The organism is Acinetobacter sp. V89_7 (assembly GCF_029967895.1).
Classification (GTDB): domain Bacteria; phylum Pseudomonadota; class Gammaproteobacteria; order Pseudomonadales; family Moraxellaceae; genus Acinetobacter; species Acinetobacter soli.
This window is the reverse complement of record NZ_JASCAJ010000021.1, coordinates 1-13,468: the sequence shown is the minus strand read 5'-3', so window position 1 is coordinate 13,468 and position 13,468 is coordinate 1. Positions and strand designations below refer to the sequence as shown.

At 38.8% G+C, this 13,468-nt stretch carries 14 protein-coding genes and 1 pseudogene; 9 read left to right on the top strand and 6 right to left on the bottom strand.

Annotated elements, in window-relative coordinates; translation table 11 throughout:
• Window positions 1–9: 9 nt before the first annotated feature.
• From urtB to QLG00_RS05000, 8 genes and pseudogenes are all read left to right on the top strand, one after another.
• Window positions 10–1,521: pseudogene (urtB, locus tag QLG00_RS05035) on the top strand (urea ABC transporter permease subunit UrtB); the annotation flags it as partial.
• A gap of 7 nt (window positions 1,522–1,528) precedes the next feature.
• Window positions 1,529–2,599, top strand: coding sequence for an urea ABC transporter permease subunit UrtC (gene urtC, locus QLG00_RS05030; protein WP_282470604.1), 1,071 nt, complete (start codon window positions 1,529–1,531; stop codon window positions 2,597–2,599).
• Window positions 2,600–3,427, top strand: coding sequence for an urea ABC transporter ATP-binding protein UrtD (gene urtD, locus QLG00_RS05025; protein WP_048764635.1), 828 nt, complete (start codon window positions 2,600–2,602; stop codon window positions 3,425–3,427). It abuts the gene before it with no gap.
• A 9-nt stretch (window positions 3,428–3,436) separates the two neighbouring features.
• Window positions 3,437–4,135, top strand: a complete 699-nt coding sequence (urtE, locus tag QLG00_RS05020; protein ID WP_282470603.1) for an urea ABC transporter ATP-binding subunit UrtE — start codon at window positions 3,437–3,439, stop codon at window positions 4,133–4,135.
• A 225-nt stretch (window positions 4,136–4,360) separates the two neighbouring features.
• Entirely contained in the window at window positions 4,361–4,582 is a 222-nt protein-coding gene (locus QLG00_RS05015; RefSeq protein ID WP_004937601.1) for a hypothetical protein, read from the top strand.
• Between the two features lie 125 nt (window positions 4,583–4,707).
• A complete protein-coding gene (locus QLG00_RS05010; RefSeq protein WP_282470602.1) occupies window positions 4,708–4,911 on the top strand; it encodes a hypothetical protein in 204 nt (67 codons plus the stop codon).
• Between the two features lie 64 nt (window positions 4,912–4,975).
• Window positions 4,976–5,185: an acyl-CoA thioesterase gene (locus tag QLG00_RS05005; RefSeq protein ID WP_282470601.1), complete on the top strand. Its 210-nt coding sequence runs from the start codon at window positions 4,976–4,978 to the stop codon at window positions 5,183–5,185.
• 560 nt (window positions 5,186–5,745) lie between these two features.
• A complete protein-coding gene (locus tag QLG00_RS05000) occupies window positions 5,746–6,906 on the top strand; it encodes an MFS transporter (RefSeq protein ID WP_282470600.1) in 1,161 nt (386 codons plus the stop codon).
• Window positions 6,907–6,925: 19 nt separating this feature from the next.
• Here QLG00_RS05000 and QLG00_RS04995 read toward each other — a convergent pair whose 3' ends face one another.
• The 6 genes from QLG00_RS04995 to QLG00_RS04970 all read right to left on the bottom strand — a co-directional run bounded on the left by QLG00_RS04995 (window position 6,926) and on the right by QLG00_RS04970 (window position 12,134).
• Window positions 6,926–8,176 (bottom strand): mechanosensitive ion channel domain-containing protein, encoded by a 1,251-nt coding sequence (locus tag QLG00_RS04995; RefSeq protein WP_282470599.1) that lies wholly within the window; start codon window positions 8,174–8,176, stop codon window positions 6,926–6,928.
• 138 nt (window positions 8,177–8,314) lie between these two features.
• Window positions 8,315–8,851, bottom strand: coding sequence for a DUF2058 domain-containing protein (locus QLG00_RS04990; RefSeq protein WP_025094607.1), 537 nt, complete (start codon window positions 8,849–8,851; stop codon window positions 8,315–8,317).
• A gap of 16 nt (window positions 8,852–8,867) precedes the next feature.
• On the bottom strand, window positions 8,868–9,542 hold the full coding sequence (locus tag QLG00_RS04985; RefSeq protein WP_282470598.1) for a YoaK family protein: 675 nt from the start codon (window positions 9,540–9,542) through the stop codon (window positions 8,868–8,870).
• A 37-nt stretch (window positions 9,543–9,579) separates the two neighbouring features.
• Complete coding sequence (sstT, locus tag QLG00_RS04980; RefSeq protein WP_004947360.1) at window positions 9,580–10,779, bottom strand: serine/threonine transporter SstT; 1,200 nt, start codon at window positions 10,777–10,779, stop codon at window positions 9,580–9,582.
• A gap of 146 nt (window positions 10,780–10,925) precedes the next feature.
• On the bottom strand, window positions 10,926–11,234 hold the full coding sequence (locus tag QLG00_RS04975) for a metalloregulator ArsR/SmtB family transcription factor (protein WP_227265765.1): 309 nt from the start codon (window positions 11,232–11,234) through the stop codon (window positions 10,926–10,928).
• Between the two features lie 333 nt (window positions 11,235–11,567).
• The gene (locus tag QLG00_RS04970) at window positions 11,568–12,134 is read right to left on the bottom strand and encodes a TetR/AcrR family transcriptional regulator (RefSeq protein ID WP_004937582.1); all 567 of its coding nucleotides are present in this window, start codon (window positions 12,132–12,134) and stop codon (window positions 11,568–11,570) included.
• Between the two features lie 335 nt (window positions 12,135–12,469).
• Here QLG00_RS04970 and QLG00_RS04965 point away from each other — a divergent pair, with 335 nt between their 5' ends.
• The gene (locus QLG00_RS04965) at window positions 12,470–13,303 is read left to right on the top strand and encodes a hypothetical protein (RefSeq protein ID WP_282470597.1); all 834 of its coding nucleotides are present in this window, start codon (window positions 12,470–12,472) and stop codon (window positions 13,301–13,303) included.
• Window positions 13,304–13,468: the final 165 nt, after the last annotated feature.

Genomic DNA, 13,468 nt, shown 5'->3' with positions numbered 1-13,468 from the left:
GCGCACGATGATGCGATACAAACTTTTGTTCGGTCGGATTTTACAGCCCGTCGGACGATGCTTAATCAGTGGCCTGCCAGTCTAGAATCACTGGACAAACTTGTTGGTTATATCGACGACAATCAACTTTATACCGATAGTTCGGGTAATACCTATCTACTTAAAGATGAACAAACGCTCTTGAGCTATCCCGATGAAAAAGTCATCACCACATGGCCTTCAGATTTATCTCAAGTCACACTGGTGAATACTTTAAGAAAAGCACTGACGTTTGGGCAGGCCAAAGCCAAGCTTAATTCTGAAGATGCCACTCAACGCTTACAGGCAGTAGATATACTAGAAAACAATATTGCAGAGCTCGACAGTGGTTTTATCAAACAATTATATTTAAAAGAAAACAACAATAAGGTGAAAGCGCGACTTGCACAGCTTAAGGCACGTCTAGATTACAACAGCTCAGATGTATTCACTAAAATAGCAGCCATTAAAACCCTCTCAGCCTCCAACCGACCAGATGTTCTGGCTTTGATCGAACATGAGTTGAGCCTTGCTCAAATTCATCCTGAACTCACAGTGGCATTACAAGATGCCAGAAACCAAATCAAAACTCGTTTACAGATCAGTGAATGGTCTGGTCATCTTTTTTCAGGTTTAAGTACGGCCAGCATTTTATTGCTTGCGGCGCTAGGTCTGGCCATTACTTATGGCTTACTTGGTGTGATCAATATGGCACATGGCGAGCTGATCATGATTGGTGCCTATACCACCTACGTGATCCAGAGTCTGTTTAAAGCGCATTTGGCTGCTTGGGTCGATTGGTACTTAATCGCTGCAATACCAGCGGCATTTTTGATCAGTGCATTAATTGGCATGCTGATTGAACGAACCATTATTCGGCCCTTATACGGAAGACAGCTTGAAACTTTGCTGGCTACATTTGGGGTAAGTCTAATTTTGATGCAACTGGTACGCATGGTATTTGGAGCACAAAATGTCGAAGTATCCAATATTGCATGGTTAAGTGGTGGAATAGCACTCACACCGAGTTTGATGTTGCCGTATAACCGAATGGCCATCATTGCTTTTACCGTTGCGATTTTATTGATTCTGCTTGTGCTACTCAACAAAACCCGTTTTGGATTGTTTGTACGCGCAGTGACTCAAAATCGTCAAATGGCTCGTGCAGTCGGCATACGTTCTGCACGCATTGATATGCTTGCATTTGGCTTAGGCTCTGGGCTTGCAGGTTTGGCAGGCTGTGCCTTGGCGCAGGTTGGAAATGTGGGGCCAGATTTAGGTCAAAATTACATTATCGATGCATTTTTGGTGGTGGTAGTGGGTGGTGTGGGGCAGGTTTGGGGCGCCGTACTGGCTGCGCTTGGATTAGGGGTAAGTGGCACGATACTTGAAATTGGACTCGGTGCTGTACTTGCAAAAATTATTCTTTTGGTGCTTGTGATTTTGTTTATTCAAAAACGTCCACAAGGGTTATTTGCCATCAAAGGCCGGTTTGTGGAGTAAGACGCATATGAAATTCACTTTATTGTTTGCAGACAAACCCTTGAGCGCCGTACTCATCGTACTTTGTTTTGTGGTGCTTTTAGTTCTACCTTGGTTGCATCTGGCACCTGTTGATTCTGCTTTTTATTTGTCTGCGTACTGGGTCACACTGATTGGCAAAATTATGTGTTTGGCACTGGTGGCACTTGCACTCGACCTTGTTTGGGGCTATGCCGGAATTTTAAGTTTGGGGCACGGTCTTTACTTTGCACTGGGCGGTTATGCTTTTGGCATGTACCTTATGCGTGAGTCGGCTGGTGATGGATTGCCCGATTTCATGCGTTTTTTAAGCTGGAATGATTTGCCATGGTTTTGGTTGGGTACCGAGCATTTTATCTGGGCGCTGCTATTGGTGGTTTTAGTCCCTGGTGTGATTGCGTTTGTATTTGGATTTTTTGCATTTCGCTCAAAAATTAAAGGGGTATATTTTTCAATCATTACTCAGGCCATGACCTTTGCTGCAGCATTATTGTTTTTTCGAAATGAAACAGGCTTTGGCGGTAATAATGGCTTTACTGGATTCAAAACGATCTTAGGTTTCGACATTACTTCAGCACCTACACGCGCCAGTTTGTGTTGTATGACTGCACTGATACTCATGTTGTGTTTTATTGGCTTACGTAGCTTGATGAATCGTCCTTATGGGCGGGTATTAGGTGCAATTCGGGACAGCGAAAACCGCTTGCAATATTTAGGCTATCGTACGCTTTGGTACAAACTTTCGGCATGGGTGTTATCGGCCGTGATCGCTGGAATAGCAGGCGCGCTTTACGTCCCACAGGCTGGGATTATTAATCCGAGCGAAATGAACCCTGTCAACTCCATTGAAATGGCCGTTTGGGTGGCTGCAGGCGGGCGTGGAACGCTAATTGGACCAATATTGGGAGCAGGGTTGATTAATGCAGTTAAAACATACTTTACCGTGGCTGCTCCAGAGTATTGGTTACTTATTTTGGGTGGTTTATTTATTGTAGTGACCTTATTTCTGCCAAAAGGTGTGGTGGGGTTGTTTGACCGCTTTAAAAAGGAGAAAAATTAAATGAGCGAAGTGCAATTCGAAACACCACCGCATGGCGGACAATATGGTGAAGGATACGGCAGGACTAAGGTTCAGGGTGCAGATTTTAGTCATGGTATTGCGCTCTATCTTGAAAATGTTAGTGTCTGGTTTGATTCCTTTAGAGCCTTAAACGATCTGTCTTTATACATCAATGAAGGCGAGCTACGCTGCATTATTGGCCCAAATGGTGCGGGAAAAACAACACTGATGGATGTCATTACTGGCAAAACTCGTCCTACTCAAGGTACTGCATTTTTCGGTCAAAACTATAATTTAGCCAAAATGACCACGGAGCAAATTGCTGAGGCTGGAATCGGCCGCAAATTTCAAAAACCGACAGTATTTGAAAATTTTAGCGTGATGGAAAATTTACTGTTGGCAGCACCGAAAGATAAAACTGTAAAACGGAGTTTTTTCGCAAAATTGTCCGCTGAAACTCAAGTGGCTTTGGAGCAAACACTCGAACAAATTCGATTAAAGGACTTTCGCCATAAAACTGCGGGATTACTTTCACACGGTCAGAAGCAGTGGCTTGAAATTGGAATGCTGCTGATGCAGCAGCCAAAACTGATTTTATTAGATGAACCCGTTGCGGGTATGACCGATGCAGAAACTGAGCGTACTGCGGAGCTTTGTTTGGAGCTTAAAAAGCAACATACCTTGATTGTGGTGGAACATGATATGAGTTTTATCGATACGATCAGTGAAAAAGTGACCGTACTGGCTCAAGGCGCTATTTTAGCAGAAGGAACATTGGCAGAGGTACAAGCCAATGAAGACGTTATTGAAAAATATCTAGGTCGATAGGATAGACACATGCTCGATATTCAACAAATCAATCAGTTTTATGGTGGCAGCCATATTTTGCGCGATGTTTCATTGAGTGCAGCGTGTGGACAATGCAGTGTCGTACTGGGGCGAAATGGAGTGGGTAAAACTACCTTGTTAAAATGCCTGATGGGATTACTGCCGATTAAATCTGGGCAGATTATTTTGGATGGTAAGGATATTTCAAAACTGTCGCCCGAACAGCGTGTACGAGCTGGTCTTGCATATGTTCCGCAAGGGCGAGATATATTTTCGACGCTCACCGTTGAAGAAAATATTCTCATTGGAATGGCTAAATTTTCAGGTGCTAAAACTAAAAAGGTGCCGAGCTCTTTATACGAGTTGTTTCCAGTTTTAGAGGAGATGAAACATCGCCGTGGTGGAGATCTCTCTGGTGGGCAACAGCAGCAACTGGCAATTGCAAGAGCATTGGCATCTGAACCTCGTATCTTGATATTGGATGAGCCAACAGAGGGAATTCAGCCGTCAATTATTAAAGACATTGCCAAAGTAATTCAACGCCTGACACAAAAGGGCGATATGGGAATTATTCTGGTCGAGCAGTTTTATGATTTTGCTGAAGAGTTAGCTGATACGTATACCGTGATGGCACGTGGACAAATTATTGCATCCGGACGTGGAGATGAAATGTCTGAAAAAGGAATTAAGGAGCTGGTCGCGATCTAGGTTTAAGAGTGGCTAAATAGGGTTACAGCACCTATTTTTCGCTTTTTAGCTACATAGACTGACACTTTATTAGCAGTTGCGTAACTTATGTTGATCTAAAATTACAGTTGTATATGAATGGGTTGTAGATTGACAGTCTCTTTGCAGTATTTCGGGTATAGCTCGAATTCTCTATGCTATAAAAAAGGCTCAAATGTTCTCAAACCTTATAAGGATCAAGACAAAATGAGTCTTTCTGAAAAAATAATAACTGTCAAAGATCAACATGGTAATGAGCGCGAAGTTGCTGCACTGTGCGCCTCAGCACGATCAGAGCCAGAATTAGACCATGGTTCTTCACATATGGTTCATGCTGTGAAACTGATCTTTATTGATGGACATCAAGTAGAAGTAGATGCTGAAGGTAAATTTTATCACCCAGATACACGTATTGAGTACTCGGTTTAGTTCATGAGTGTTCAAAGAAAAATCTGAGTATCCAACTGAAACGATATTTAATAGTGTTTCAGTGAGAGCATACTCATTATAACCAACAACATAATTAACCAACAACATAATAAGGAAGACTTAATATGATCGATGAAGAAAAGCCTCTTGATTTTGATGATGACAGTGAACCTCACGATTTTGAAGATGAAGAGTACTTAGACGACAAAAAAGAAGATGAATTGTACAATACCATTACCAAAGATGGTTCAAGTGTCGATCCCGCAGATGATGGAGAACGTCACCAACGACCTGAAGACGATGATCCTATTGAAATAGAAGACACTTAATATTATAAATAAAGCCCAATCAAAAATTGGGCTTTATTTATAATAGATTTGAACCCGATCAAATATGACGCGACTTCGTAAAAATATGAAAGCTGTTCCAGTAATACGACAATGGACGACCGAGCAAGACGGTTTCCTGATTGAACATGCAGATCTTGCAATATCGAAATTGATTCAATTACTGCCGTATACAGAAGAAGAAATCAAAGCCCGTAAAAAAGTATTGGGCTTACTAAAGCGTGAAAGACAATTCCGAAAGATCATGACCAAGTAAAAAAAGAACCTATCAATGTGATGAAATCAAGCTTCTTAAATATAGGTATGTTTGCTTTGTTATCGCGTGTTAAAAAATTTGGTCATCTAAATCCAATCTGTACAATGTGAAAACTTTGATTACTGTAGAAGTGTTTTTTGGTTACTTAATGAACAATATAGAATTAGAACTCACATGGATATATACATACGTTGTCGATAAATTGGAAATAAGCAAACGTATTGGCAGACTTAAAAATGAAACTATTCGATATGTTCACCGGGAATTCAAAAGAAAAAAATAGATCAGATTTTTCAAAAGTAGAATTTGATCAGATCGTTCGTAAAGCTGTTGTAAGTAGCTTTTTAGTCAAAAAGAAGTAAGTAAATTTAAGCGTCTTACTATTTTAAATGAAATAAAAATCTGGGCTAGAAATACTCTAGCTCAGATTCATGATATTGATTTGAGTAGATACGAGAAACAATACCAGTAACGTTTCAAATGGATTTGATTTCACTCAGTACAAATATATCAACTTTTGCTATGATTGATCTTGTAAAAATGCAAGATAAAGCAATCACATGCAAGCACTCACAATACAGACCAAACTTGGCGGATTTTACTTTTTCTATTACGCCATAGTGGGTACATTCATGCCGTATTGGAGCTTGTATCTTCAAGATCAGGGCTTCAATTATCAAGAAATTGGAATTCTATCTTCAATCGCGATCATCACACGTTTTTTTGCACCGTTCATTTGGGGATGGGTAGCAGATAAAACGGGCAAACGAATGTTATTGGTACGAATCGCAACTTGGATGGAAGCATGTATTTGGTTTACGATTTTTTTAATTTCAAAAAGTCTTCAATCGATTGCCTTACTCATGCTGATTTTCAGTTTTTTTCAAAATGCAATCTTGGCGCAGTTCGAAGGCGTTACTTTATTTTGGCTAGGAGACAAGCGCGCCGAACTATACGGTAAAATTCGAAAATGGGGATCTGTCGGGTTCATTAGCAGCGTATTTGGTATAGGGGCATTATTAGAAATTATTCCTGTTTCAATGCTGCCAATTTTACTACTCTGTATTTCCTTTCTTGCGTTTATCTGGTCATTTCAAATTAAAGAACCAACAAAGGCACCAACAGCCCAGCGGCAACTAGAACCGTTATGGCCGATTTTAAAGCGGCCTAGTGTCATGGCTTTTTTTGCTATCGAATTTATTATGCTGTTCTCACACGCGCCATTTTATAGTTTTTACAGTAATTTTTTAAAAGAAGCAGGGTATAGCACCACACAAATTGGTACTTTGTGGGCCATAGGCGTGTTATCAGAAATTATCATGTTTGCTTGTGCACACACATTATTGGCGCGTTATTCAATGCGCATTTTGGTATCGGTGTGTCTTGTCATGACCAGTATTCGGTGGATACTTGCTGGATATATGGTCGAGCATTTTTGGGGGCAATTGCTCGCCCAGACGATGCATGCCTTTAGTTTTGGTTTATTTCATTTGCTGGCAATGCGGTTGGTTTTTAGTCATTTTACCGCAGGTCAGCAAGGTCGGGGGCAAGCATTATATAGCACCATGTGGGGCTTGGGGGTGGCTTCTGGTAGTTTATTGGCAGGTCACTTTTGGCAGACGTTAACTGCGCCGGTGATTTTTTTATATGCTGGTTTATTGGTTTTATTGGGGCTCGGTTTTGTAAAATGGTTGCCCACACATGGTGCACAACCATCTTAATTCATCGATTAAACAGCTATTACACCGCGTCGTTTACAGCGTGCGCAAGAGATTTCATATCGGTACCTGAAGGTGCCTGATAAATTTTCAAGCCAAATTCAGGTGTAATAGCCAGTAAATGATCAAAAATATCAGATTGAATGGCCTCATAAGCATTCCATGCGGTTGTATTGGTAAACGCATAAATCTCAAGTGGAATCCCTTCACTAGTCGGTTGAAGCTGACGTACGATTAAAGATTGATTCTGTGCAATTCCACTGTGTTGCTTCAGATAAAATTCAATATATGCGCGAAACGTACCTAAGTTCGTTAAACGCCGCTGGTTATACACTGATTGATTACTCAGTTGCTCATTAAATGATGTAATTTCAGATTTTTTTAGATCAAGATATTGATTCAGTAAAATAAAGCTTTTGAGTTTGTCTTGTTCTTTTTCCGACATAAAGTGAATACTGCTTTGATCGATAAACAACGAGCGTTTAATGCGACGACAGCCAGATTCACTCATACCGCGCCAGTTTTTAAAGGTATCTGTGATGAGCTTATTGGTAGGAATTGTTGTAAAGGTCTTATCAAAGTTTTGTACGGTCACCGTATGTAATGATATATCAATGACATCGCCATCCGCATTGAGTGAAGGCATCTCAATCCAGTCACCAATACGTACCATGTCATAAGATGAGATTTGTACACTCGCGACCAATGACAAAATCGTATTTTGAAAAACCAACATGAGCACCGTTGCCATGGCACCAAAGCCGGCCAATAAGGTGAACACATCTTTTTTTAAGAAAGTTCCCAAAACCATTAAAGCACAGACAATGAAGATCATGAGTTTGATCAGCTGCAAATAGCCTTTGATGGGTTTATTTTTAGAATTAGGATTACGCTGATAAGCCAGATTGAAAATATTTAAAAATTCACTAATCGCAAGCGCAATGGTTAAAAAGATAAATGCCTGTGCACCCATTTGTACTAAAGTAATCATTTTACTGGACAAGTGAGGAACACTACTGATCCCGTTCATAATCACGATAGCGGGAACAATATTTGAAATGCGTCTAATCACGCTATGCTGGGCAAAAAGGGACTGGTTAATAAACTTTAGCTTACTAATTGCTTTACGAACGCCCCGAACCACAATTTGTTTTGCTATAAAGTTTGCCAAAACGGCAAAAAAAATCAGGATAGCAATCGAACACAGCATCTCAAGCCATGGATATTGGCCGATCCAGTTTTGTATTTCTCTTATATATTGTAAAAAATTCAAACCTCTACACCCATGCTTAGTGAAAGAGTATAGTGTAAAGGCTTGATATTTAAGATGTTCGTATTGCTACTTTTTTTGTACGTTTTATTAATAAAACCATACATGCCCAATACATGCGGTTAAATTTACTTCAATTTCTTACCACATCAAATCATCAGGAATCACATAATCTGCATATGGATCTTCTTCATCTGTAGCCTGATCATTTTTCTGTGAATGATTTACCAAGATAAAGCCTTCCATTTTCTGATCAATTTTATCTGCCAATGGTTTGGGTAAGTATGCATAACTGTCTTGATCTTTTGCAATGACCAATGAACCAGAAACTAATGCATTATAAACTTGCTGTGAAACATACACTTTTTTAATCTTGTTCTGATCAATAAACTGATAAGCCACATCTCCTGATGTATCTTTGATTTTATGTTGTTTGATCATTTGTACAATCGAAGCAAGCAACGCTTTTTGTTCAAGTACCTTCTGTTTCTCTTGATTTAAACTCTGGTCTTTTTGTAATTTTTCAAGCTGAGCTCGTTCAATATTGGCTTTCAGTTCTGCTTCATTACTTTGACCAGTTCGATGCTCATGCTTTGCCTGCTTGGTGAGTTTGTTCGCTTTTTTGTTATCGACCAAACCTGCTTTTAAAAGCTGAGCTTGAAGCGCATTTTTTACCATAATGACAATCCAAAATTTAACTGTGTCGTTTTAAATGTTCATAGCTCAAAAACCAATAAACTGCGCTGAGCAATACCGTAAGTAGTGCTGGTAGCAAGAAGGTATTCATGAGCCAATGCGAATAGGCTATTGTAGCAATGACGCCACCAAGAAAAAATCCGAGTACGATTAAAAGATGCAAGATTACACGACGTCTATCTGCGGGTAGGCCTTTTGCTTTGTAGCCCAGTGATAAACCTAGATCAGTGAGTACTCCAGACAGATGTGTAGTGCGTATAATGGCCCCTTTATAATGACTCATCATGGCGTTTTGAACACCCATAGCCATCGACGACCAGAGCAGACCAAGATGAGGATCGTATCTGACTGTCAGCCAAGTTAATACCAACAAGAAAGCGACTAAATTTAAAGTTAAACCATAACGACGATGAAATGATAATGGGGTATTACCTAGAATAAAACCACTACAAAACGAACCCATCAGAAAGCTAATAACGATCAAAAACAAATACAGCATGGTATGTGGCTGCCATTTTACGAGATCAATCGCAAGCATGCTGATATTGCCTGTCATATGTGAGACAGATTGATGAATGACTGTAATAAGTGCCAATACGTTAATTGTGCCGGCATTGAGTGCCAGCACAAAGACAATACATTGAATCCAGTTCGGTAACCTTTGAAGTGGCATAAAAAAACATCAAATACAAATCAACAATTTGAATGTATTATGATTTTGAAGCCTGATCAACTGCAATAACAAATAACACATCTGTAGATGAATTTAGGGCCGTTTCAGTTGAATCTTGAAGTACGCTAATAACCATACCGATTGCAACGACTTGCATTGCAATATCTGAAGATATACCAAATAAGCTACATGCGACTGGTACTAACAGTAGGGAACCACCTGCCACACCCGACGCACCACATGCTGAAATACTCGCTACAACGCATAAAATCATCATGGTCCAAATATCAACATGAATACCTAAAGTATTCACTGTTGCAAGTGTGAGTACCGTAATGGTAATTGCTGCACCACACATGTTAATAGTAGAACCAAGAGGAATAACGACGTTGGTTGTCGACTCATCGACACCACAGCGTCGTGCAAGATCCAAATTGACCGGAATATTTGCGGCTGAGCTTCTTGTGAAAAAAGCAGTAATTCCACTTTCGCGTAAGCATTTAAATACCAATGGATACGGATTGCGCTTGGTGACACATGCCACAAGGAAAGGATTTACTACCAGTGCGACAAAGAACATCGCTCCGAGTAAAACAGCCAATAAATGCGAGTAGCTTTTTAGTGTTTCCATACCTGAGTTGGCAAAAGTCACTGCAACAAGACCAAAAATACCCAGTGGTGCAAAGCTAATGACCAAATGAATCACTTTACCAATCGCGTCGGCAGAATCTTGTAAAAATGTTTTGGTGGTTTGACTACTATGACGAAACGCTGTACCCAAAATAATTGCCCAAGCTAAAATACCAATAAAGTTAGCTTCACTCAAAGCAACTACTGGGTTAGCAACAAAGCTAAGCATTAGGTTTTTCAAGACATCTGATAAACTACCCGGTGGCTGAAATGCTTGATCACCATGTGAAGCTAGCACCAAAGTAGTCGGGAAAAGCAAATCGGCAATCACTGCTGAAAAAGCAGCCAACAACATACTTATCACATAAAGTGCAATAATTGGTTTGATGTTCTTAGCACTCTGCCCAGTCTCGAAATTGGTAATTGAAGAAATTACTAAAATAAATACCAAGATAGGTGCTACAGCTTTCAAAGCCTTGATGAAAATTTCACCAAATATGCTCAAATAAGGCGTAACGTCTGGAAATAGAAACGCAACAAGGAATCCCAAGATTATGGCAATAAAAATCTTGGTCACAAGACTCAAGCGAAAAAATTTAGAAAACATAAAGCGCAGCCTACAAGCTTTATCGGCCAGAAGAAAATAAGGCTGCTATTTTATACATAACTAAAAAAAATCCTAAATGTTTTTTAAAAAAATGATGGGTTTTCAGGCGTTATGATATTTTTTAAGCGATTTAAAAGAAAATATACTTATTTAGGACAGTAAAGTTGATACAACGTAGATAGTAAATTGATCATTTTTTCATCCTTAATTGAATAAAAAATTTGTTTACCATCGCGTCTAGTGTTCACCGTACCGCTCTTACGCAGCATCATTAATTGCTGCGAAAGCGTAGGCTGTAAAATATTGGTGCTTTCTTCAATTTGAGACACGTTAAGTTCTGAATTTGCCAAATGGCATAAAATCAGGAGCCGATCTGTATTTGCAAGAGACTTCAAAATTGTCACGACATCATCGGCAGCATCTCGCATGGTTTCAATTTGGAGTCTTTGGTTCATTCAATCACCCACATTTTTTCTGAGAAATATTATAAATGAAAGCAAAGTATGATAGATATATTTCTGGTTAAATAGCGTGTAAGAATTGATAATATGAATAAATCTTATAAAAAACTGAATTTTATTCATCAAAACAATGAGTAAAATTCAACATCCAGACTTATTTTTACGTTACAATACAAAAAACAGACAAGTCTGTATAAAAGAATAATAATAAGTGTAAATTTAAATTTACACAAATCGGTTGGCTGCTAATGATTATTTTGGTGGTTAATTGGGAAACTTCAGACGCAGGCGTGAGATATAAAAAGAATAATACTCACGCTAAATTTTTTAAGCGCAGGTTTGCTCAAATTTAATCAATCGCTGTACGCGTGACCAGTATTCCTCAATTTTAACCGAATTGCGCTCAATTAAGGCTTGCATGGTCATGCCATCTAAAATATTGATGAGTAGATTCGCGAGTTGTCCTGGGTTTTGTATGTCCAGCTCAGTGAGTAGGGTCGTGATGAGTTCAGTCAGCCATTCTTTGTACTCAGTTGCAGGTTTGATCGTAGAAGGATAGATCTTAAAAATCTCCTCCACAGCTTTTTGAAACATACAGCCATTAAAATCTTCGGTTTCGAACCATGCCGAATACCAGAGATAGATTGCTCTGATTTTACTTAGAGGATCGTTATCATCACAACCATTGATCGTTGCATTCAGAGAAGCTTGCAAATTTTGATTACGTTGATTCAAACATTCTTCAATTAACTTTGCCTTAGAAGGAAAGTATTTGTAGAAAGTCATTTTTGCAACACCAGACTCAAGAATGATCCGATCAATCCCGACTGAGTTATAGCTATGGGAATTAAAAAGACGCAAGGCGGTATTAATAATGTCATCTTTTTTCGACATGTTTAGAGGTTCCTGCCAAAGACATGTATGTACTCAAAAAATGCAATTTCGAGGTTTTTTTCATGGGAAATGAAATGATGAAAAATCCGTTTAAGTCTACACTTGAAAGAGCATAGTAAAATCTGAATAAAGTCTAACAGAATCAAAAAGTATTTATAAGTAGGGCTTTTGGCAAAGTTTAATAAGATTTTGTACTGATCGAAGAACAATTGATCTGTAAAATTAATATAAAGTTTCATAAATAAACTTTGAATAAATGTTATATTTATGTAGATTAATATTTCAAAATATCTTTAACACACAGGTGTTTCTGTGTACAGAATAGACAGTTGACGATGAACAAGTTCTCATTCACCCAATCAGAAAATGCACGCACTGAAGCATTAAATTTCATCAAAAACTCCCTAACATTAGATCAATGGAACCTTCATCATGTACAGATTCAATTGCTTAAACAAAGCGTTGAACAGCATGCATTATTCCAACATCCCATATTAAATCAGCTGCAAAGTTCTACGCTTAGCCTTCATCATTTAAAAACAATTCATTTAAACTACTTTGTTGCAATCGTAAAAATATTTACAGATGCGCTGAGTATGCTCATTTTTGATGCGCATACTTTGGAAAAAAACCAAAATATTAAAACTGATATGCGAGTGAAAGCAAAAGTTTATGCTCGTTATTTATTGTCTTTAAACCTGATTGATGAATTAGGATTTAATACACTTGATTTGGCATTGAGTTCGCCTAGCAAAGCACACCTTACCTATTTTTTACAGCTTCTAGAAGCATTGTCTTTAGATACAAATGACCTTACGCAGACTGTTTCACAGGCACATCGAGTAAGCGATTATATCGCGTCACATTTTCATGATTATCAAGCCTTATTACTAATCTTAGCGATTACCGAACAGCAGGTCATTGTTTATAGTGAAGCGCTTTCTATTAATGTGGCGAAATTCGATCCGAAATTTTCATCTGGTTACTATGAGTGTCATGGGGTAGTGGGCTGTGGTCATAGTCTTGCAAATGACGATAATCATGAAGATGATATTTGGATGTTATTAACACAAGCACTAGATACATCACGCACGGATGAACTAAGCGCTATAACCCATGAATTTCTGGATATCTGGCATGATTTCTGGGAAAGCATGTATGTGGCTTGATTCTGGGTTTTAAAATTTAGAATAAACCGAATATTGAGTGAATTAAATAGATATACAAATCTGTATAGAAAATCACATTAAATCTGCGTAAAATTCAACATAAGTATGAGTTTTACTGATAATAACAATGTCGATTAATCTATTTGGCGTATTAGAACGCTTGGG

Coding starts and splice junctions, on each gene's coding strand:
- urtE (WP_282470603.1), top strand. CDS start 3,437: ATGCTCGATATTCAACAAATCAATCAGTTTTATGGTGGCAGCCATATT.
- QLG00_RS04970 (WP_004937582.1), bottom strand. CDS start 12,134: ATGTCGAAAAAAGATGACATTATTAATACCGCCTTGCGTCTTTTTAAT.
- QLG00_RS04990 (WP_025094607.1), bottom strand. CDS start 8,851: ATGGTAAAAAATGCGCTTCAAGCTCAGCTTTTAAAAGCAGGTTTGGTC.
- QLG00_RS04975 (WP_227265765.1), bottom strand. CDS start 11,234: ATGAACCAAAGACTCCAAATTGAAACCATGCGAGATGCTGCCGATGAT.
- sstT (WP_004947360.1), bottom strand. CDS start 10,779: ATGTTTTCTAAATTTTTTCGCTTGAGTCTTGTGACCAAGATTTTTATT.
- QLG00_RS05010 (WP_282470602.1), top strand. CDS start 4,708: ATGATCGATGAAGAAAAGCCTCTTGATTTTGATGATGACAGTGAACCT.
- QLG00_RS05015 (WP_004937601.1), top strand. CDS start 4,361: ATGAGTCTTTCTGAAAAAATAATAACTGTCAAAGATCAACATGGTAAT.
- urtD (WP_048764635.1), top strand. CDS start 2,600: ATGAGCGAAGTGCAATTCGAAACACCACCGCATGGCGGACAATATGGT.
- QLG00_RS05005 (WP_282470601.1), top strand. CDS start 4,976: ATGACGCGACTTCGTAAAAATATGAAAGCTGTTCCAGTAATACGACAA.
- urtC (WP_282470604.1), top strand. CDS start 1,529: ATGAAATTCACTTTATTGTTTGCAGACAAACCCTTGAGCGCCGTACTC.
- QLG00_RS04985 (WP_282470598.1), bottom strand. CDS start 9,542: ATGCCACTTCAAAGGTTACCGAACTGGATTCAATGTATTGTCTTTGTG.
- QLG00_RS04965 (WP_282470597.1), top strand. CDS start 12,470: ATGAACAAGTTCTCATTCACCCAATCAGAAAATGCACGCACTGAAGCA.
- QLG00_RS05000 (WP_282470600.1), top strand. CDS start 5,746: ATGCAAGCACTCACAATACAGACCAAACTTGGCGGATTTTACTTTTTC.